The sequence below is a fragment of the Streptomyces sp. NPDC001508 genome, from assembly GCF_040298665.1.
Classification (GTDB): domain Bacteria; phylum Actinomycetota; class Actinomycetes; order Streptomycetales; family Streptomycetaceae; genus Streptomyces.
On record NZ_JBEPAP010000074.1, the window covers coordinates 1 to 19326 of the forward strand.

The following is a 19326-nucleotide window of genomic DNA, read 5'->3' on the forward strand; positions in this document are numbered from 1 at the left end:
GCTGAACGTCCAGCACAGGGCCGGGCTGGTCCTCTGCGACGCTGCTTAGCCAGCGATCCAGGAAGCCCTCGACCTTTAGTCGTGGGTGGAGTCACATGCCCGACGACGCCCGGCATTTGCTCGGGCTGGCTGCGAGCCGGGAGAAGAGATCGGGTGGCCCTGCTTTCGACCTCGCTGCCTTCCCCGAGGTGGTTCGTGTCTACGCGGCACAGGGGTCGGCAGCGGAAGAGATCCAACAGCAGACACGCGAGGCGGCACAGTTGGACGTTCTCGCCGTGCGCGGGCTTGGACTGATCGGACTCAACGACAGCCTGCTGCGGGCCTGCCTGACGCGTCGGCATGGCGGCAAAGGTCTGAGAGTCCGGGTGGCTCTCCTGGACCCCGACAGTGACGCCCTGGCCCGTCGGGCTGCCGAGATCGGCGAGTCCCCCGAATCCCTGGCAAGCGGCGTCCGACTCGCCGAAGCACGGTTGCGGGAGTTGGCCGGTACGTGCGACATCGGTGTCTGGCGCTACCGGATGCTGCCTACTTGGCGGATCATCCGAGCCGACTCCACCATGTTCGTCGGCGCCTTCGACGCCGGATGGGAAGGACACGAGTCGGCCACGTACAAGGTGATGGAAACACCACACGGGCCCCTGTACCGGGGGTTCCGGCGCATGTTCGAAGCGATCATCGACGGGGCCGAGCGCACAGTCTGAAGGGGAAGGGAACGGTTCGTGATCGAGGCAGAGTTGAAGGCTCGCGTTCACGCACCCGAGGCGGTCATGCAGCGGCTCGACGAGCGTGCAACGGCCCGGGTGGAGGTCTACCAGGATACGTACTACGACCGGCTCGACGGCTCGCTGGAGAAGGCGGACCAGGAACTCAGGGTCCGCACGGTGCACGGAGCCGAGAGCACGCGCACGGTTCTCACCTTCAAGGATGCCGCGGTCGACGGGGTCTCCGGTTCCAAGCCCGAGCACGAGACGACCGTGGCGGACGCGGACGCGGCGCACGCCATCCTTCGCGGACTTGGGTATGTGCCGGTCATCGCGTTCGAGAAGCGCTGCCGCAACTATGACTTCGTGGCCCGTGGCCGGCGGCTTCTTGCCACGCTCGTGCGGGTCCCGGAGATCGACGGGACGTTCATCGAGGTTGAGACGATCGTGGACGAGGACGACTTGGGCCCGGCCTTGCAGACCATCCGGGCGGTCCTCGCCGACTTGGGGATCGGACCAGACGACTTGACGAGGGAGACGTACACCGCGGCTGTCGCCGCGCAGCGTGGCTGACCCCCTGGAATTCGCCCGAAGCAGTGGGGGCCGGACGATTGATCGGCTGTATCAGGCACGTTCCCGACTGTCTGTTCTGCGACGCGGTGATCCGTATAGCACCGCCCGGCCGCCGGGGGCCGATGTGGAAGTGGGGCGGTGGCCGAAGCCGCCGCCCCCGGATGCCGCGTGACTTTACGGCATCGCGTGCAGTGCGGGTTTCGCGCGAACCTGCCGTGTGCGAAGAGGCGCGGGCCAGTCCGTCAGGCGACCGCGGTCAGCTCCGCGATCCGGGTGAACTCTTCCTCCAGGCGGTCGTGGCCGAGGGCCGCGAACTCGCGGTCGAGGTCCGCCGGTGTCACTCCGCGGAGTTCCACCATGGTGCGGGCGGCGCGGACCCATGGAGCCCACTCCGACCCGTATTTCACCTGCTCCATGTGGCATCCGGGGATGGGCTGGAGCGTCACGGGGTGATGGAGGGGGCCGACGACACCCCACGCGGGTACACGCCTTGCCCATGCCGCCACGAAGCGTCCACCGCGCAGGGCACGGCAGAGCTGGATGGAGATCCCGGCGCAGGGCACGCATACCGGCGGGCTGGTGGTCCGTTCCCCTTCACGGATCGCGCCGACGCTGTCCCGGAGGAGAAACAGGTGCGGGCCGTGCGGGTCGGGCGGCGTGCGGGAGCACACCTGGCACATCATGTTCAGCATTGCCCGGCGCTGGCGGTAGGGGTGGACGTTGCGGAGCTGTGGGCTGCCCCGGCGCCGCTTCGGCCGCAGGGCGTACCGGGCCCAGAGCACGCCGAAGCTGTCCCGGTCGTACGGGGTTTCATCCGTGTAGGCGATCCCCGGGGCCACGCGGCGGCGGGTGATCGGACACGACAGGAGCCTTTCCTCACTCCATCCGGCGATGTACGGGACAACACCTGGCGGTGCCGGAGGCAACACGATCGAGAACCTTCCTGTGCCGAGACGAGGGTGGCGGGCCCGCCGGCCCCCGCAGGGGAGAGTCGGGAGCGGGAGGTCGGCGGGCGCTGTGGGGCTCCGGTCGCCACCTGGGGCGTCAGCGACCGGAGCCGGTCATGGGGTCAGCGGCCGATACCGGCCACGAGGGCGCCCATGAGGGCGGCAAGGGCCAGCGCGTAGAAGAATTGGCCCTTCGGGCTGTCCGGCTTCATGGGCATCGCTGACGCTCCTCCCGGGCCGTGGTCGGCGTCAGCCCCTGAGTGGGCGGGACGATGACCCGTCCGCTGTCACGGGAGACCGTCCAGTAGCGGTCCACCTGGTAGACCCGCATGGTCATGTGGCTGAGCAGCGGGCTCGCGTGCAGGGACCGCGCCCCTGCGGTCGTCTGCCGGCGGGTCACCGGCGGTTGTCCCTGACGAGTCGGTACAGGCTGCGGCCGACGGTGCAGTTGGCGGCTGTCGCCTCCGTCTCGCAGAGGTCGCATGTGGGCGTGTGGGCGAACAGGCCGCGGTGCGCACGGTCGGCGACGCACTTCCGGCAGGCGCGCGGGAAGCACGTACCCGCGTCAGCCTTCTGCTCGCCGAGGTCGACAGCCGTCTCGATCGTCAGAGGCCCGCCGCACCAGATGCATACGCGGCCGGCCGCGCGGTCCTCGTCCAGGCCGAGCAGGGCCGGGAGCGCCAGGACGTCCAGCACTTCCAGCTGGATATCCACGGCTGTTCTGCTCATCGGGTGCTCTCCAGGGGCAGCGGCACGAGCACACCAGGTCCGGGCCGGGGGCCGCGCAACCGGTTGGGTGTGCATGTTGTTCGTGCAGCGATCGTGCCGCCGTGACCTGCTGCGCGGCAGTGTGTGCAAGGGGTGAGCAGCGTTACCGCTTTCACACACTGTGTGATCGGAGTGGGGGTACGCTCCACACACTGAGTGATCCGGGGGCACGCATGGAACCGAACACACTCCTTGACGCGCTGCTCGACGAGGCAGGAATGTCCCGATTAGGACTCGCCACCCGCGTCAACAACGCGGCAGCAGCACAAGGAACACAGATGCGCTATGACCACAGCTCCGTCATCCGCTGGCTCAAAGGCCAGCGGCCCCGGGGCCGCACTCCCGAGCTGATCGCCGACGTCCTCTCCGGACGGCTCGGCCGGGGCATCAGCCTTGACGACATCGGGATGGGCACCCGATCTACGCCGCACCCAGCAGGGACTCCGCTTGAGGGGTTCATCGGCCGGGCGACCGCACTGTGGCGCGGCGACCACCAGCAGCGCGAGGACGTCCAGCGCACGCCCGTGATCACCGGCCTGCCCGCCGTCGGCCCCGTCTGGGAGTGGGAGAACCCGCCTGACGACGTGGACGTGTCCAGCCGTGGCACCATCCGCGTGGGCCTGCCCGACGTCGAGCATTTGCGGACCGCGCGTCGGCACTACGAGCAGATGTACCGAAAGGCGGGTGGCGTCGGGACTCGGGGCCGTGTCCTGCGGTTCCTGACAGAGGACACGGCGCCGCTGATGCGCGGCACCTATACGGACGCCACCGGCCGCGAGTTGCTCCGGGCCGTCGGCGGGCTCGTCGCCGTTGCCGGGATCTGCGCCTACGACTCCAACGCCCAAGGCCTCGCGCAGCGCTACTACCACCAGGCCCTGAGGCTGGCGAAGGCGAGCGGGGACAGGGCGTTCGGCGGGTACGTGATAGCGCTCCTCGTCAACCACTCCCTCTTCATGGGCGAGTACCGGCAGGCGGTCGCGTTCGCCGAGGCAGGGCTGCGCACCGCTGGACACGCCATCAGTCCGGCCCTCGCCTGCGACCTGCACGCCATGCAGGCGAAGGCGTACGCCCGCATGGGCGACCAGACGGCCGCCCACCAGGCCATGCAGCAGGCGGAGATCGCATCCGGGCAGATCCGCCCGGACGAGGAGCCGGACGAGACCGGGTACGTCCAGCCCGGCCTGCTGGAGACCGCGATGGCGGACACTCTGATGCGGCTTGGTGACACCGGGCCTGCGCAGCAGTACGCCGCCGAGGCAGTTGCCGTCCAGACCCACGCCCGCGGTCGGGTGCACCGGCTTGCCACCCTCGCCGACTGCGAACTGCGGGCAGGGGAGGTCGACCGTGCCGCTGGCACCGCAGTACGGATGCTCGACACCGTGGAGGGGATGGAGTCGCATCGGCTCTACGACCGGCTCGTCGGCGTACGCCGCAACCTCGCCACCACCCGTAGCGGGTCCACGCGCGAGGTCGTCGACCGGATCGACGAGACTCTTCGCATCCCGCTGTAGCCGACTGTGGTCGGATAAGGCGCGTCCCCGGAGGAGAGGCAGCAGCGTGTCAGTGTGGCGGAACCTCGGCGAGCGCACCGTGTACGAGAACCGGTGGGTCAAGGTGAACATGGCCGACGTGGAGCTGCCGGACGGCCGGCACCTGGACCACACCGTGATCCGGCTGCGGCCCGTGGCGGTGGCCACGGTCGTGAACGAGGCGGACGAGGTGCTGCTGCTGTGGCGGCACCGGTTCATCACCGGCGCGTGGGGCTGGGAGTTGCCGTCGGGTGGAACCGGTGAGGGCGAGGACCCCGCGGTTGCGGCGGCGCGGGAGTTCGAGGAGGAGACGGGGTGGCGGCCCGGCCCGATGCGGCTGCTCCTGGCGGTCGACCCGATGCCGGGGATCTCGACGTCGCATCATCGGGTGTACTGGTCGGATCACGCCGAGCAGGTGCGCACCGCGCCAGCGGATGCGCATGAGTCCGCGCGGCGGGAGTGGGTGCCGCTCGCGAAGGTGCCCGAGTTGGTCGCCCGTGGTGAGGTGCGGTCGGCCAACGCGGTGGCCGCGCTGCTGATGCTGCACCATCTGCGCCTCGGGTGATCGAGGGCATGACGAAATGGCTCCCACGGCCGAAGGCAGCAGGCGCCAGACGATCAGCGAAGAAGGTACTGGGAGGCAGCCTTCAACCCACCGTCTGCCACCCAGGCCACCACGACCGGGGCCTTGCACCACTGGCACAGCGGACGCCCGCCGGAGCCGTACTTGTAACCGTCCGGCCGCCGGGGCAGACGCGGAAGGGGGCGTTGGCCGAAGCCGCCGCCCCCCGGATGCCGCGTGGCGTTACGGCAGTGCGTGGACGTGGGGGCCCACCGTGTTCGACCAGGCGTTGCCGGAGGTTGCGTCCCAGTTGGTGGACCAGGTCATCGCGCCCCGCAGGTCGGGGTAGGTCTTCGACGGCTTGAACGAGCCGCAGCCCGTGCCCTTCGTCAGGCAGTCCAGGGCGTTGTCGACCACCGTCGGGGAGACATAGCCGCCGCCCGCCGCACGCGTCGACGCCGGCAGGCCCAGGCCGACCTGGGACGGTGCGAGACCGCCTTCGAGCTGGACGCAGGCCAGCGCGGTGAGGAAGTCGACCGAGCCCTGGCTGTACACCTTGCCGTCACAGCCGAGCATCGAACCGCTGTTGTAGTACTGCATGTTGACGACGGTGAGGATGTCCTTCACGTTCAGCGCCGTCTGGAAGTACCCGTTCGACGTGGACTGCATGTCGATGGTCTGCGGGGCCATCGTCAGCACCAGCGACGAGCCCGCCTTCGCCGACAGCGAGCGCAGCGCCTGCGTCATGTACGTCGCGTTCAGCCCGTTCTCCAGGTCGATGTCGACGCCGTCGAAACCGTACGTCTGCATCAGCGAGTACACCGAGTCGGCGAAGTTCGCTGCGGACGCCGAGTCGTTCACCGACACGGTGCCCCGCTCGCCGCCGACCGAGACGATGACCTTCTTCCCGGCGGCCTGCTTCGCCTTGATGTCCGCCTTGAACTGGTCGACGGTGTAGCCGCCGAGACCGGCCGAGTCCAGGTTGAAGGTGACCGCGCCGGGCGTGGACGTCGCGTCCGCGAAGGCCACCGCGATGATGTCGTACGCCGACGGCACGTCGGAGACCTTCTGGACCGTCGCCCCGTTGTTGAAGTTCTGCCAGTAGCCGGTCACCGCGTGCCGGGGCACCGTGCCGCCGTCTGTGTCACCGCTCGTGGCGGTGGTGCCGGTGACCGTGGCCGACTTCGGTGACTTGCCCGCCGAGTTCGTCGCCGTCACCTGGAAGGAGTACGAGGTGGCGGCGGCGAGGCCGGTCACCGTCGCCGACGTGCCGGTCACCGCCGTCACCTTCGTGCCGTTGCGGTAGACGGAGTAGCCCGTCGCGCCGGACACCGCGCCCCAGGACAGGGAGACCGAGGAGGATGTCGTCCCGGAGACGGTGAGGCCGCTCGGGGCGGCCGGGACGGTCGGGGCCGGGTCGCCGCCGCCCCCGCCGTCCGGGCCGTGGACGGACACGTCGTCCGCGACGTACGCGGCCTGGCCGTACCAGCCGTGTGTGTAGACCGTGACGGACGTCGTGCCGGAGCCCGTCGTGAACGTCGTCGTCAACTGCTTCCAGGAGGCCGAGTCGGGCGTCCAGGTGGACACGTCGGTGGTGCCGGTGCCCGTCACGCCCAGGTAGGTGTAGCCGCCCTGCACCCACGCGCTCAGCGTGTACGTCGAGTCCGGCCGCACCGCCACGGTCTGGGCGCAGCGCGCGTTGTCCTGCCCGGCCGGCGTCGCCTTCAGCGCGCCGGTGCCCGAGTGCACCGGCGACGAGACGGTCGTACCGCTGCCCGCGGAGCAGGTCCAGTTGCTCAGGCCGGACTCGAAACCGGCGTTCTTGAGGTTGTTGACGTCCGCCGCGGCTGCGGGTGCGGCGGTGAGTCCCGCCACGGACAGGGCGAGCGCGGCCGTCACGGGCCAGGTCCGTATCCGTCGTCTGCTGCGTCCGGGCATGCCTGGTGCGCGGTCCACTGGGGCCTCCGGGTGGGGGAGTGGGCGGGGGGAAGTGGGGGGAGAAAGGGGACGGTGGCCACCGCCAGCCTGAAACAACTTGGTCCAGACCAATCTCGTGTCAAGAGGTCCAGACCAGAATCCCGTTGTGTGCGGGACGTTCAAACTGTCCCGATTTGAAGGGAGTTGTGTGAAGACGGATCCCGTCCGGCAGCACAAACGGTGTTCTCCGGTCACAGAGCCGTGGATACAGTGCTCACGTAGTCACGCAGTGAAGTCGTCCCGGCGCACCGCAGTCACCCCGGTGGGCCCACGGATGTGGAGAGCGGGGAGCTGCGCGTGCCAACTGCCATCGCCGTGACCAGTGCCGACATGGCGCTGTCCGCGCAGGACGAACGGACCGTGCCCGCCGTCGTGCTGCGGGACCTCGACAAGCGGCCGCTCGACCACGCCCTCGCCGAGCTGAACGGGCTCGTCGAGCAGCACGGGCATCTCATCGTCGTCGGCTCGCAGGCCGCCCCCGCGGCGGTGACCCAGCGGCTGCACACGCTGCGCTCGCTCCTGGAGAGCGACCGGATCGCCCTGTTCCGGCCGGCTCTGCCGCCCCTCGGAATCGCCGTTCTGGCCCGCCAGTTGCGTCAGCTCGCCTCCTGCGACCTCAGTCCGGGCGTGCTCGCCTCCGCGGGCCGGCTGCTCACCCACTACATCCACGCCGGCGCGGTCCTCGGCTCGGTCGCCAGGCTGGACCGGATACCCGTGGGACTGAAGGCGCACGCCAGGTCATGGGTGCCGGGCAGCCAGTTCGCGGTGGTCGCCCATCCTGAGCCGCAGCTTGTGCGGGTCGGTCCCGAAGCGACCCTGCCAGGACCCGAGTTCAGGACCTGGATGCTGGTCGCCAAGGGGCAGTTGCAGTCCGAGTGGATCGGCACGCTCGCCAAGTCCTGGGGTGCGCACGGGCTGCGCGAGGCCCCGCTGCCGGCCGAGTCCGCGAGCTGGTGGGGGACGGGCCGGATCATCGAGTTCTGCAGCTATCTCGCCGACCTCTCCGTCCTCTACCAACTGGTCACCTCCGTGCGGCGGAGCACCTGTCACTGGTGCGGCGTCGACGTCATCGGCGACCGCTGCGTCTTCTGCTCCGCCACCCCGCCCGGCCATGAGCCACCCGCCCCACGGGCCTTCGAACAACGGACCCCCGCCTGACCGTCCGGCACCGCGACACCGCTCACCCATACGACTGCGCACGACCGATTCCCCCAATGAGGTTGCACGGTTCATGAACTCCCGTCAGCGCCGCGGCGTGATACTCCTGGTCCTGTCGGTCCTCTGCGCCCTCGGCGCGTTCGCCGGCGTGCTCTCCGTCATCGACGACGTGAAGTCCAAGGTCGGCCCCGAGGTCACCGCCTACCGGCTCAAGTCGAACGTGGCGCCGTACACGCCGCTGAGCACGGGCCAGTTCGCGAAGATCCGGATGCCCGAGCGCTGGCTGTCGGCCAACGCCGTCACCGACCTGCGGCAGATCCGCGGCAAGATCGCCGTGACCACCCTGCGCGAGGGCTCCCTGCTGCAGACCGACATGATCGTCGACCAGCCGGCCCTGCGGCCGGGGGAGCAGGAGGTCGCCATCATGATCGACGCGGCCACCGGTGTGGCCGGCAAGATCACCCCCGGCTCCCGGGTCAACGTCTACGCCACCTTCGAGGGCAAGGAGCAGAGCGACCCCGACCAGTCCAAGATCATCGTGGCCAACGCCCGGGTCCTCGACGTCGGCAAGCTGACCTCCCTGGAGCCGGACAACAAGAACCAGCAGCCCACCGACGCCGTCCCGATCACCTTCGCGCTGTCCACCATCGACGCACAGCGCATCACCTACGCCGAGTCGTTCGCCCAGCGGGTCCGGCTCGCCCTGGTGGCACCCGGCAGCGAGACCACCGTGCCGGACAAGGACCGCACCTATGAACTCGCGACGGACCAGTGAGAGGCGGCCCCCATGCCCATCAGAATCCTCCCGGCCGTCGGTGACCCGGACGCCGTACGCTCCCTCATCACCCTGCTCAGCCAACTGCCGGACGCCGAACCGCTCCCGCCGGTCGGCGACTCCACCCAGCTTGTCGACACCCTCGCCCGGCTCGCCGCCGAGTCCGTCGACGAACTGCCCGAGGTCGTCGTCGTCCACGAACGCATCGGACCCGTACCCGCCCTCGAACTCGTCCGCGAGATCGCCCTGCGCTTTCCCGCCGCCGGCGTCATCCTCGTCACCTCCGACGCCGGCCCCGGCCTGTTCTCCGCCGCCATGGACTCCGGCGCCCGCGGCCTGGTCGCGCTCCCGCTGAGCTACGACGAACTGGCCAGCCGGGTGCAGGCGGTGGCCCAGTGGTCCCAGGGCGTACGGCGCCATCTCGGCCACGGCGCCGACGCGTTCGGCGGCGTCGGCGGCACCGTCGTCACCGTCAGCGGCGCCAAGGGCGGCGTCGGCGCCACCTTCGCCGCCGTCCAACTCGCCCTCGCCGCCCAGGCGTCCGGCCGGTCCACCGCCTTGGTCGACCTCGATCTGCAGACCGGCGACATCGCCTCCTACCTGGACATCCAGTTCCGCCGCTCCGTCGTCGACCTGGCCGCCATCACCGACATCTCCCCGCGTGTCCTCGCCGACGCCGTCTTCCGCCACGACACCGGCCTCGCCCTGCTGCTCGCCCCCGGCGAGGGCGAACGCGGCGAAGAGGTCACCGACCGGGCCGCCCGGCAGATCATCGGCGCCCTGCGCTCCCGCTACGAGGTGGTCGTGGTGGACTGCGGCGCCCAGCTCAGCGGCGCCGGCGCGACCGCCGTGGAGATGGCCGGGACGGCCCTGCTGCTGACCACCCCGGACGTCGTCGCCGTACGCGCCGCCAAGCGCACCGTGCGCATGTGGGACCGGCTGCAGATCCGCAAGGCGGAGGAGACCACCGTCGTCGTCAACCGCCACACCAGGAGCACGGAGATCCAGCCACAGCTGATCCAGCGCATCACCGGCACCGCGCTGGCCCGTACGACGGTGCCCGCGGGCTTCAAAGAACTCCAGGGCGTCGTGGACGCCGGACGCGTCCACGAACTCGACAGCCGCAGCGCCGTGAAACAGGCCCTGTGGGCGCTCGCCGGCGAACTCGGCCTGGCCGGCGCGCCCGAGGCACCGCCGCACCGCGGCCGGCCGCGCGGCGACCGGGGCGCGGTGAGCTTCCGGCGCCGGAAGGAGTGAACGCCATGGACCGGCCGGCACACGACCGCGGACAGGTCAGCATCGAACTCCTCGGCATGACCCCGCTGATCCTGCTGACCCTGGTGCTGATGTGGCAGTGCGTCCTCGTGGGGTACACCTACACGCTCGCGGGGAACGCTGCCGACGAGGCGGTACGGGCCGGGACGGCCGCGGCGCCGGGCGACCGGCCGGCCGCCTGCGAGCAGGCGGGACTCGGGCATCTGCCGCAGGCGTGGAAGGGGGATGCCACGGTGACATGCGGGGGGAGCGGCTATGTGACCGCCGACGTGTCCCTCAAGGTGCCCGTCCTCTTCCCCGGCACCATCGCCTTCCCGGTCACCGTCCAGGGCCACGCGGGCGCGGTGGAGGAGGCGAAACACTGACATGCAGGACTTCGCTGGCCGCGACTGGAACGGCGACACCGGTCCCCGCCCCGAGCCAGCCCCTCCGGGCGCCCTCCCAGACGAAGAAGCAGGCACCCGAGGCGGGGGCGAAGGGCTGCGCTTTCGGCGTGGGGGCGGTGATTCGGATGTGCGGCGCTGGAGTGGCGGGGTGCGGGTCCCGGGCCGGGGTGGCGGTTTGGATGTGCGGCGTCTGGGCGGCGGGGGGCGTGGCTGGTGTTCCGGGGGTGGCCTTGGCGTGCGGCGCCGCGGTTCCGGGCTCCGGGCCCTCGGGGGCGCCCCCGAACGCTCTATCGGCCCCGGCCTCCGTGTTCGCCTCCGTACCGTGCGCTCTCGGCTCTCCGGGCCTGCGTCCTCGGGCGTCGGATTCGGCCTTCGCGTCCGACCCGGTCGTCCCGGCGTCCGCCGCACCGACCGTCCGGTGGCGGCAGCCGGGCACGGCGACCTCGCCCTGCGCGTCCGGGACGTCCGGGTCGCGGTCCCCTCCCGTGTCGGCCTCGCACTCCGTGTCCGTCTCGGCCACGTCGCCGCCCGCCTTCGCGCCCTGCGCGCGCGACGTGCGGACAGGGCGCTGCGCGTTCGCCGGTACCAGGGCCTTTGCGCCCGCGTTCGTGGCGTCCGTGTTCTCCGTGTTGCACGGCGGGATCGGGGGCAAGTGGCCATCGAGTATCTGGGGTTCGTCCCGGTCCTGCTGCTCGTCGCCCTCGCGGGCATTCAGCTCGGGCTCGTCGCGTACACCGCGCAGCAGGCGGGGACGGCGGCGCGCGCGGGGGCGCGGGCCGCCTCGTTGCGGCAGGACGTCGGCCAGGCCTGCGCGGGCGCGGTCAGCGACTGGCTCGCCGACGACACGCAGTGCGCGATCGCGGAGCTGGACGACTCGGTCGAGGTCACCGCCACCGTCCACATCCCCTCGGTCGTCGGCTGGAACTTCGGGGACGCCAGCAGGTCCGCCACCATGCCGCTCGACCACTGAACGAGGAGCAGCCCAGCCATGAGCCTGCGGGCACGCATCAACTCCCCCGAGGAGCACGGCAGCCGGGGCGAGGACGGCCATCTGGTCGCCACCTACCGGGCCAAGCTCCTGGAGGAGATCGACCTCGCGGAGATGAGTTCCCTCGCGGCGGCCGAGCGGCGGGCCCGCCTCGAGCGGGTGCTCGGCCACATCATCAGCCGCGAGGGCCCGGTCCTGTCGACGGCCGAACGCTCCCAGCTGATCCGGCGTGTCGTGGACGAGGCGCTCGGTCTCGGCATCCTGGAACCCCTGCTGGAGGACCCGTCCATCACCGAGATCATGGTGAACGGCCCCGACGCCATCTTCGTGGAACGCGGCGGCCGGGTAGAGCAGTTGCCGCTGCGCTTCGTCTCCGCCGACCAGCTGATGCAGACGATCGAGCGGATCGTCTCGACGGTCAACCGCCGTGTGGACGAGTCCAATCCGATGGTCGACGCCCGGCTCCCGTCCGGCGAGCGGGTCAACGTCATCATCCCGCCGCTGTCCCTCACCGGCCCCATCCTCACCATCCGCCGGTTCCCGCGTTCCTTCACCCTCCAGGAGCTGATCGGCTTCGGCTCCCTGGACGAGCACATGGTGTTCCTGCTCGCGGGCCTGGTACAGGCGAAGTTCAACATCATCGTCTCCGGGGCCACCGGCACCGGCAAGACGACCCTGCTCAACGCCCTGTCCGGACTCATCCCGGCGCATGAGCGGATCATCACCATCGAGGACTCGGCCGAACTCCAGCTCCAGCAGACCCATGTCGTCCGCCTGGAGTCCCGCCCGCCCAACGTCGAGGGCAAGGGCCAGGTCACCATCCGCGACCTGGTGCGCAACTCGCTGCGCATGCGCCCCGACCGCATCGTGGTCGGCGAGGTCCGCGGCGGCGAGTCCCTGGACATGCTCCAGGCGATGTCCACGGGCCACGACGGCTCCCTGGCGACCGTGCACGCGAACAGCGCCGAGGACGCCCTCACCCGGTTGCAGACCCTCGCCTCCATGTCCGACGTCGAGGTCCCCTTCGTAGCCCTGCACGACCAGATCAACAGCGCCGTCGACGTCCTCGTGCAGCTCACCCGGTTCGCCGACGGCGCCCGCCGCATCACCGAGATCGCCCTGCTCGACAGCCACGGCGGCGAGCCGTACCGGCTGGCCACCGTGGCCCGCTTCGACGCCCGGCCCATGACCCCCGACGGCCGTGTCCACGGCACCTTCCGGTACTTCCCCCTCCCGCGCCGCACCGCCGACCGCCTCTACATGGCGAGCCAGCCCCTGCCGCAGGCCTTCGGCGTCGCCCAGAGCGCGGACCAGCTCGCCACCCGAGAGGCCAGGTAGGTAGGCACCCATGGAACTGCACACGCTCGTCACGCTCACCACCGGCGTCACCCTGCTGACCTGCGTCCTGGCCGTCGTCGGCGGGCACACCTACGCCTCGGGCCGGGCCCAGCGCGCCGCCCTCGTCGAACGCCTCAGCCACACCGGCCAGATCACGGCCACCGGCCGCCGACGCCGCTTCCGCACCCTCGACCGCCGGCTGCGCCGCACCCGGCTCGGCCGGAACCTGGAACTGCGCCTCCTGGCGACCGGCCTGGACGTCACACCCGGCGAGTTCTTCGCGACCATGCTCGCCGTGGTCGCCGCCCTGTGGCTGATCGGCCAGGCCGTCCTCGCCCCCTTCTTCGGTCCGCTGGCCGGGCTGGCCGGTGTGTGGGCGGCCCTGCTGTTCCTCAACTGGCAGCGGCAGAAGCGCATCGAACGCTTCATCAACCAACTCCCCGAACTCGCCCGCATCCTGGCCAACGCCACCCAGGCCGGACTCGCCCTGCGCACCGCGATCGGCCTGGCCGCGGAGGAGCTTGAGGCCCCCGCTGGCGAGGAACTTGCCAAGGTGGCCGACCAGTTGGCGATCGGCCACTCGATGGACGACGCCCTGAGCGAACTCGCCGACCGGCTGCCCTCACGCGAGCTGGTCGTCCTGGTCACCACCCTCGTGCTGTCGAACCGCGCGGGAGGCCAGGTGGTCAGCGCGCTGCGCAACCTCACCGAGACACTGGAGGAACGCAAGGAGACCCGGCGCGAGATCCGCACCCAGCTCTCCCAGGTGACCATGACGTCGTACGCCGTCCCCGCGCTCGGCGTGGGCGCGCTGTTCCTCATGAACGGCGTCAAAGGCGGCGCACTCGACCGGATGACCGGCTCGCCGATCGGCCAGGCCTGCGTGGTCATCGCGTTCGCGATGTACGCGGTCGGATTTGTGCTCATCCGCCGGATGAGCCGTATCGACGTCTGAGCGCCGGGCCGCAAGGAGAAGCAGGCAGAAGGAACGGAAGGAGGGGATCGGCATGGGACTTGTGCTGGCGGCGGTGACGGGCCTCAGCGTCTGGGGCGTGTTCGCCGGGATCCGTATGTACCGGGCGGAGGCCAGGCTGCCGCGCGACCTGGCCGTGGCCCTGGAGGTGGGCGCCACCCGCACCGGCGCTGTCGGCTCGCTGGTCGACCGCATGGGCATGCGCTACGCCCCCCTGGTGCTGCGTCTGATGGGACCCAGACGGGTCGCCAGATACCGCCGCAGGATCGACCTCGCGGGCAACCCGGGGGGTCTGACCATCGACCGGTACGCGGCGCGACGGGCCGTCTACGGCGCGCTCGGCGGCGTCGGCTTCCTGGTGATGGTGATGCGCGGTCAGTACTTCCTCGCGCTGCTCCTGCTCGCCTTCGGCGCGTTCTGGACCGAGGTCGGCATCTGGTCGGCGATCCGCATCCGCAGGGACGTCATCGAGCGTACGCTCCCCGACTTTCTGGACGTCCTCGCGGTGGTGGTGAGCGCGGGGCTCGGCTTCCGGCAGGCCCTGGACCGGGTCGCCGCCAAGTACGAGGGACCCTGGGCCGACGAACTGAGCATCACCCTGCGCCAGATGGACCTCGGTATGAGCCGCCGCCAGGCCTTCGCGGAACTGCGCCGCCGCAACGACTCCGAGCAGGTCGCCATGTTCGTCACCGCGTTGCAGCAGGGCGAGGAACTGGGCGCGCCGATCGTCGACACCCTCGTGGCCCTCGCCAAGGACATGCGCCGCACCGACGCGCAGAACGCCCGCCGCAAGGCCGCCCGGGCGGTGCCCAAGGCCACGCTGATGATCACCACGTTCATGGTCCCGGCCACGATGCTTCTGCTGGGCGCCGGACTCCTGCTGGGCTCCGGGGTGGACTTCGGTTCCATCACGGGCAAGTAGACGGGGAAGCGGGCGGGGCGGGGGGTGAGCGCGATGACGGTGACGGGAGACGGTGCGGCCGGACGCCGCCGCGTTCGCCTGCCCGGGTGGATGAGACGGACCCCGGCCCACGGGACGACGGACCCCGCCGGAACCGTGCAGACCTGCCCGCACCCACCGGGCCGGGAACCCGACTGTGCACCTGGCCTGCCGGGGGACATGCCCCGGCCGGACACCGCCCCCGAGAAACTGCAACTGCGCGCCCTGCAGGCGATGTGCCGGCAGGTCTTCGGCTTCCGGCTGGCGATGATCGCACTGGCCGCCCCCGCCGCCCTGGTCAACGCGTCCCCCGGCCTCGGCGCCCGTCTGGTGGGCGGCGCCGCCGTCATCACGTTCATGGTGTCGTACGTCCTGTTCCGCGACTGGGCCCGCTTCGGCCCGCTCCTCCTGCGCCACCCCACCCTGCTGGCGGCGGACACCCTCATCGGCTCCCTTCTCCTCGTCTCGGCGGGCCCGGACACCACCCTCGCCTACGTCAGCGTCTGCACCCCCCTCCTCGCCGGCCTCCTCTACAGCTGGCGCGGCGCGGCCTGCTTCGCCTCGCTCCAGTCCCTGATCCTGCTCCTGGTCCACGCGACCCTGGAGCATGGCCGCGGAGCCGATGTCGCCGAGTCACTGCTCCTGCCCGGCCTGTGCGTCATCGCCGGGGCCATGGGCTCCACCCTGCGCAACCTGATGCTCCGCTTCGGCACCGCCACCCAGGCCCTGACGGCGGTGCAGGCCCGGCTCGCCGTCACGGAGGCGGTGAGCGCCGAACGCGCCCGGCTGGCCCGCGAGATGCACGACTCGGTGGCCAAGACCCTGCACGGCGTCGCCCTCGCCGCCGACGGTCTCGCCGCCTCGGCCGCCGCGGGCGCCCGCACGGACCCCGCCCTGATCGAACAGCAGGCGCAACTGGTGTCCCGTTCGGCCCGCCGGGCGGCGGCGGAGGCCCGGGAACTGCTCACCGACCTGCGCCGCGAGAACGACCCCGGGCACGGCACCGAACTGCTGCCGGAACTGGCCGCGCTCACGGCCGAGTTCCGCACCCGCACGGGACTGCCTGCCGAGTGCCGCCGGACGGGCGAGCGGCCCCTGCCCGCCGTCCCGCCGGCGGTCGCCCGGCACCTCCTCGCCATCGTCTCGGAGGCCATGGAGAACGCCCACCGCCACGGGGCACCGCACCGGGTGGACGTCCGGGCGGACGTCCGGGGCGGGCTGCTACGGCTGAGCGTGCACGACGACGGCCGGGGCCTGCCCCCCGGCAGCACCCTCGAACAACTGCGCCGCACCGGCCACTTCGGCCTGGTCGGCATGGCCGAACGCGCCGCGACGGTCGGTGCCCGCCTGCGCATCGGACGGGGCGACCACCCCCGGGGCACCGAAGTCCTGCTGGAACTGCCGCTGGCGGCGCTGGCACCGCCCACCCCCGCACCGGCCCACGAGGCCCGAGACGCATGAGAGGAGGCACCCCGATGCCGGTGAACCCCTTCGAGAACCTTCCCCCGACCGTGCCCGCCGCACCGCTCCGGATCGTGGTCGCCGACGACAACCCGGTGGTCCGAGCGGGCCTGACCGCCCTCCTCGGCGGCCGCGACGACACCACGGTCGTGGCGGAGGCCGCGGACGGCCGCGCGGCGTACGAAGCGGCCCTGGAGCACCGCCCGGACGTCGTCCTCCTGGACGTCCGCATGCCCGGCGTCGACGGACTCTCCGCGCTGCCGCACCTGGTGCGGCTGGCCCCGGTCATGATGCTCACCTACAGCCACGAGACACAGATCGTCCAGGAGGCGGTGCGGCTGGGCGCGGGCGGCTATCTGGTGCACGGCGAGTTCACCGTGGACCAACTGATCACCGCGGTACGGGACATCACCCGGGGACGTCCGCACTTCACGCCCACGGCGGCCGGGGCGCTGATGGCGCCCCTACGTCATCCAGCGCATGCATCTGCACACATCGAACCTGAACTCGCCCACAACTCTCGCCGTAGTTCTTCACAAAACCTTTCGCAACTGCAACCTGCTGTGGGACCCTCGGTGCGGTCGCGGTACCAACTCAGCACGAGGGAGGCGGAGATCATGGACCTCGTCGCGTCCGGACTGAACAACCGGCAGATCGCCGCCGTCTGCTTCATCAGCGAGAAGACGGTCAAGAACCACATCAACCGCATCTTCGCCAAGCTCCACAGCACCAGCCGCGCCCAGGCGGCCGCCAAATGGCTGGGGGTGGCCTGACATGACTCACCGCTACGGACGTTGGGCCCGGCAATGGGCCCTGGGACCCTGTGCCGAGCGCGGCACGGCATCGTACGTTCACCGGATCGAAGGCGAACCCGGAGGGGAGCACGATGAGCGACCTGATGCTGAGGACGGCCGTGGCGGCGAAGGTTCGCTTGAACGGGTGGAAGAACACGACGGTCGAAGCCGTTCGGCGCCGCGCCGGCGACAGCGGGCAGACCGCGGTCGAGTATCTGGGCATCATCGCGGTCGTGGTGGCCATCGTTCTGGCGATCACCGGCACGGACATCGGCAAGACGATCCTCGACAAGATCAAGGCCAAGATCACCGAGATCACCTGACGCGGCGGCGCGGGTCCAGGGACGCAGGGCAGGCCTTCCCCATCTACATCACGGTGGTGGCGGGTCTGCTCTTTCTTGCGTTGGCCTATCTCGCGATCGGCCAGGCCGCGGCCAACCGGAACGGCGCCCAGACGGCGGCGGACGCTGCGGCGCTCGCCGCGGCTCAGAACGCCCGTGACCAACTCGCCGGTAAATGGCTTGAGGACGTGCTCGATCCCAGCACATGGCAGGACGTCTTCGACGGCAACGTGGCGTTGGAACCCTCGTGCTGGCGCGCCGAACAACTCGCCGCTCAGAACGATGCGACGGTGCGGAGTTGCGAGGCGCTCGATCCGCTCACCTATCGGGTCGAGGTCGAGACCAACAAGCCCGTCGGGCACTCCGTGGTCCCCGGTACGGAGGACATGAAGTCGACGGCATCCGCTACGGCCGTGATAGAGCCGTCCTGCACCTTCGAGCCGCTTGATGAAGACGCCGAGGACAGCGCGCTGCCGCAGCTCACCTGCAAGGATCATCAAAACTGGGACCTGAATCCGGATGATCCGGCCGAACTCCCGGGGCCCGAGGACCTTTTCGACGTGCACCTGGCCGGCTGACAAGCGAACGACGAGTCAAAGGAAGCGGAGCGATGAGCATTCGGTTCACTGCGAGGGCTCGCAGAGGGACGGCCGCCTTGGCCGTTGCGGTGGGGTTGGCCGTCTGCTCGGGTGGCTGCGGCGGGGGTGGCGGTGACGACAAGAAGCCGGAGAAGTCGGCGTCCGCTTCCCAGGACGGCACATCCGAGCCGAGTGCTCAAGAAGGCCAGTCGGAAGAGCCGTTGGCCGAACTCAGGGGCCCGGACGGTTTGAACCTGAAGATCACGTCGGCCGAGAGGGATTCCGGCGGATTCGTCACTGTGAACGCGGAGCTGAAGAACGACGGCAGCAAGGACGCCGTGCTCTCGTCACAGCTCACGGGCAACGAGACCGAAATCATGAAGAACGGCCAGTCGTTCGGCGGGGCCACCCTGGTCGACTCCAAGAGCAGGAAGCGCTACTACGTCCTGCGTGACACGGACGGCCGTCCCCTCACGACCACCGGGGTCCAGACGGTCAAGGCGGGGGACACCGTCCCCGTCTTCCTGCAGTTCCCGGCGCCGCCGGCGAGCACGACCGAGGTGACCTTCCAACTGCCCACGTTCCCCACCGCCACCATCCAGATCTCCGGGTGAGGCGCAAGTGATCACCGCATCCCGGTTTTCGCTGGCCGTGAGCACGGTCACCGTGCTGCTTGCTGCCTCCCTCCACGGCGCCGGCGCCGCCCGCGCCGACGAGTCCGACCCCAGTGTTCCGCCGGGTACCGAGGCATCTGCCTCCGCGCCGGTCGAGGTCGACCCCAACGACCCGGATCTGAAGCTGCCCGAGGGTGCGACGCTCGCCTCCCCCAAGGTGCTCGACATCAAGTCCGTGGTGGAGGACCAGAGCGGCGACGAACGCCGCGAGGACACCAACGCGGACGTGAAGTTCGCCCTCCAGGCCGAGGTGCTGTTCGGCAAGGACAGCGCCAAGCTGAGCGCGGAGGCGAGGGCCCGTATCGCCTCGATCGCGGAGGAGATCAAGAACCAGAAGGCGACACAGGTACGGGTGTTCGGCTTCACGGACAACCTGGGCTCCTCGGCCCACGGCGACATCCTGTCCAAGCAGCGGGCCAACGCCGTACAGGCGGTTCTGGAGCAGGACCTGAACGACGCGAACGTCACCTTCGAGGTACGGGGCTACGGCGAGCAGTACCCGATCGCGGACAATTCCACCGAGGCGGGCCGGAAGAAGAACAGAAGGGTCGAGGTCTCCTTCCCCCGCTCGGCGAACTGACCCACCCG

General features: G+C 70.5%; 22 protein-coding genes. 18 read left to right on the top strand and 4 right to left on the bottom strand.

The features are described from left to right. Positions 1-95: 95 nt before the first annotated feature. The gene (locus ABT245_RS39425; protein WP_351743926.1) at positions 96-701 is read left to right on the top strand and encodes an XRE family transcriptional regulator; all 606 of its coding nucleotides are present in this window, start codon (positions 96-98) and stop codon (positions 699-701) included. 18 nt (positions 702-719) lie between these two features. Beyond that, positions 720-1274, top strand: coding sequence for a class IV adenylate cyclase (gene cyaB, locus ABT245_RS39430; protein ID WP_351743928.1), 555 nt, complete (start codon positions 720-722; stop codon positions 1272-1274). Between the two features lie 242 nt (positions 1275-1516). Here the strand turns inward: cyaB and ABT245_RS39435 are convergent, their stop codons facing one another. From ABT245_RS39435 to ABT245_RS39445, 3 genes are all read right to left on the bottom strand, one after another. Further along, complete coding sequence (locus ABT245_RS39435; protein ID WP_351743930.1) at positions 1517-2113, bottom strand: hypothetical protein; 597 nt, start codon at positions 2111-2113, stop codon at positions 1517-1519. 316 nt (positions 2114-2429) lie between these two features. Then, the gene (locus ABT245_RS39440; RefSeq protein WP_351743933.1) at positions 2430-2621 is read right to left on the bottom strand and encodes a hypothetical protein; all 192 of its coding nucleotides are present in this window, start codon (positions 2619-2621) and stop codon (positions 2430-2432) included. Continuing rightward, on the bottom strand, positions 2618-2950 hold the full coding sequence (locus ABT245_RS39445; protein WP_351743935.1) for a hypothetical protein: 333 nt from the start codon (positions 2948-2950) through the stop codon (positions 2618-2620). Before ABT245_RS39445 ends, ABT245_RS39440 begins: the two co-directional genes overlap by 4 nt. Positions 2951-3162: 212 nt before the next feature. Between ABT245_RS39445 and ABT245_RS39450 the strand changes: the two genes are divergently transcribed. Beyond that, positions 3163-4500 carry an NsdA family TPR-like regulatory protein gene (locus tag ABT245_RS39450; RefSeq protein WP_351743938.1) on the top strand — a complete coding sequence of 446 codons (1338 nt, stop codon included), beginning with the start codon at positions 3163-3165 and terminating at the stop codon, positions 4498-4500. Positions 4501-4546: 46 nt separating this feature from the next. Further along, positions 4547-5083 carry an NUDIX hydrolase gene (locus ABT245_RS39455; protein WP_351743941.1) on the top strand — a complete coding sequence of 179 codons (537 nt, stop codon included), beginning with the start codon at positions 4547-4549 and terminating at the stop codon, positions 5081-5083. 240 nt (positions 5084-5323) lie between these two features. Here the strand turns inward: ABT245_RS39455 and ABT245_RS39460 are convergent, their stop codons facing one another. Continuing rightward, entirely contained in the window at positions 5324-7018 is a 1695-nt protein-coding gene (locus tag ABT245_RS39460; RefSeq protein WP_351743943.1) for a chitinase, read from the bottom strand. A gap of 369 nt (positions 7019-7387) precedes the next feature. Here ABT245_RS39460 and ABT245_RS39465 point away from each other — a divergent pair, with 369 nt between their 5' ends. From ABT245_RS39465 to ABT245_RS39530, 14 genes are all read left to right on the top strand, one after another. Then, on the top strand, positions 7388-8215 hold the full coding sequence (locus ABT245_RS39465; protein ID WP_351744018.1) for a hypothetical protein: 828 nt from the start codon (positions 7388-7390) through the stop codon (positions 8213-8215). A gap of 73 nt (positions 8216-8288) precedes the next feature. After that, complete coding sequence (cpaB, locus tag ABT245_RS39470) at positions 8289-8990, top strand: Flp pilus assembly protein CpaB (RefSeq protein WP_351743945.1); 702 nt, start codon at positions 8289-8291, stop codon at positions 8988-8990. A 12-nt stretch (positions 8991-9002) separates the two neighbouring features. Then, positions 9003-10247, top strand: a complete 1245-nt coding sequence (locus ABT245_RS39475) for a CpaE/TadZ family protein (protein WP_351743947.1) — start codon at positions 9003-9005, stop codon at positions 10245-10247. A gap of 5 nt (positions 10248-10252) precedes the next feature. Continuing rightward, positions 10253-10630, top strand: coding sequence for a TadE/TadG family type IV pilus assembly protein (locus tag ABT245_RS39480; protein ID WP_351743950.1), 378 nt, complete (start codon positions 10253-10255; stop codon positions 10628-10630). Between the two features lie 673 nt (positions 10631-11303). Then, positions 11304-11621 carry a TadE/TadG family type IV pilus assembly protein gene (locus ABT245_RS39485; protein WP_351743952.1) on the top strand — a complete coding sequence of 106 codons (318 nt, stop codon included), beginning with the start codon at positions 11304-11306 and terminating at the stop codon, positions 11619-11621. Between the two features lie 18 nt (positions 11622-11639). After that, entirely contained in the window at positions 11640-12977 is a 1338-nt protein-coding gene (locus ABT245_RS39490) for a TadA family conjugal transfer-associated ATPase (RefSeq protein WP_351743954.1), read from the top strand. 10 nt (positions 12978-12987) lie between these two features. Continuing rightward, entirely contained in the window at positions 12988-13932 is a 945-nt protein-coding gene (locus tag ABT245_RS39495) for a type II secretion system F family protein (RefSeq protein ID WP_351743956.1), read from the top strand. A gap of 52 nt (positions 13933-13984) precedes the next feature. Beyond that, positions 13985-14872, top strand: coding sequence for a DUF5936 domain-containing protein (locus tag ABT245_RS39500; protein ID WP_351743959.1), 888 nt, complete (start codon positions 13985-13987; stop codon positions 14870-14872). Between the two features lie 33 nt (positions 14873-14905). Then, complete coding sequence (locus tag ABT245_RS39505; RefSeq protein WP_502982278.1) at positions 14906-16351, top strand: sensor histidine kinase; 1446 nt, start codon at positions 14906-14908, stop codon at positions 16349-16351. Between the two features lie 14 nt (positions 16352-16365). Next, on the top strand, positions 16366-17124 hold the full coding sequence (locus tag ABT245_RS39510; protein ID WP_351743964.1) for a response regulator: 759 nt from the start codon (positions 16366-16368) through the stop codon (positions 17122-17124). Positions 17125-17237: 113 nt separating this feature from the next. Then, the gene (locus ABT245_RS39515) at positions 17238-17468 is read left to right on the top strand and encodes a hypothetical protein (protein ID WP_351743967.1); all 231 of its coding nucleotides are present in this window, start codon (positions 17238-17240) and stop codon (positions 17466-17468) included. Then, the gene (locus ABT245_RS39520; RefSeq protein WP_351744021.1) at positions 17465-18064 is read left to right on the top strand and encodes a pilus assembly protein TadG-related protein; all 600 of its coding nucleotides are present in this window, start codon (positions 17465-17467) and stop codon (positions 18062-18064) included. The genes ABT245_RS39515 and ABT245_RS39520 overlap by 4 nt, the downstream gene beginning before the upstream one ends. Positions 18065-18096: 32 nt before the next feature. Continuing rightward, positions 18097-18678, top strand: coding sequence for a hypothetical protein (locus ABT245_RS39525; protein WP_351743969.1), 582 nt, complete (start codon positions 18097-18099; stop codon positions 18676-18678). Between the two features lie 7 nt (positions 18679-18685). Next, entirely contained in the window at positions 18686-19318 is a 633-nt protein-coding gene (locus tag ABT245_RS39530; protein ID WP_502982279.1) for an OmpA family protein, read from the top strand. Positions 19319-19326 lie beyond the last annotated feature (8 nt).

Bases quoted from the DNA above. Each gene is read 5' to 3' on its own strand.
- ABT245_RS39425 (WP_351743926.1), top strand. From the start codon at position 96: ATGCCCGACGACGCCCGGCATTTGCTCGGGCTGGCTGCGAGCCGGGAG.
- ABT245_RS39445 (WP_351743935.1), bottom strand. From the start codon at position 2,950: ATGAGCAGAACAGCCGTGGATATCCAGCTGGAAGTGCTGGACGTCCTG.
- ABT245_RS39450 (WP_351743938.1), top strand. From the start codon at position 3,163: ATGGAACCGAACACACTCCTTGACGCGCTGCTCGACGAGGCAGGAATG.
- ABT245_RS39460 (WP_351743943.1), bottom strand. From the start codon at position 7,018: ATGCCCGGACGCAGCAGACGACGGATACGGACCTGGCCCGTGACGGCC.
- ABT245_RS39465 (WP_351744018.1), top strand. From the start codon at position 7,388: ATGGCGCTGTCCGCGCAGGACGAACGGACCGTGCCCGCCGTCGTGCTG.
- cpaB (WP_351743945.1), top strand. From the start codon at position 8,289: ATGAACTCCCGTCAGCGCCGCGGCGTGATACTCCTGGTCCTGTCGGTC.
- ABT245_RS39475 (WP_351743947.1), top strand. From the start codon at position 9,003: ATGCCCATCAGAATCCTCCCGGCCGTCGGTGACCCGGACGCCGTACGC.
- ABT245_RS39480 (WP_351743950.1), top strand. From the start codon at position 10,253: ATGGACCGGCCGGCACACGACCGCGGACAGGTCAGCATCGAACTCCTC.
- ABT245_RS39490 (WP_351743954.1), top strand. From the start codon at position 11,640: ATGAGCCTGCGGGCACGCATCAACTCCCCCGAGGAGCACGGCAGCCGG.
- ABT245_RS39495 (WP_351743956.1), top strand. From the start codon at position 12,988: ATGGAACTGCACACGCTCGTCACGCTCACCACCGGCGTCACCCTGCTG.
- ABT245_RS39500 (WP_351743959.1), top strand. From the start codon at position 13,985: ATGGGACTTGTGCTGGCGGCGGTGACGGGCCTCAGCGTCTGGGGCGTG.
- ABT245_RS39505 (WP_502982278.1), top strand. From the start codon at position 14,906: ATGACGGTGACGGGAGACGGTGCGGCCGGACGCCGCCGCGTTCGCCTG.
- ABT245_RS39510 (WP_351743964.1), top strand. From the start codon at position 16,366: ATGCCGGTGAACCCCTTCGAGAACCTTCCCCCGACCGTGCCCGCCGCA.
- ABT245_RS39515 (WP_351743967.1), top strand. From the start codon at position 17,238: ATGAGCGACCTGATGCTGAGGACGGCCGTGGCGGCGAAGGTTCGCTTG.
- ABT245_RS39525 (WP_351743969.1), top strand. From the start codon at position 18,097: ATGAGCATTCGGTTCACTGCGAGGGCTCGCAGAGGGACGGCCGCCTTG.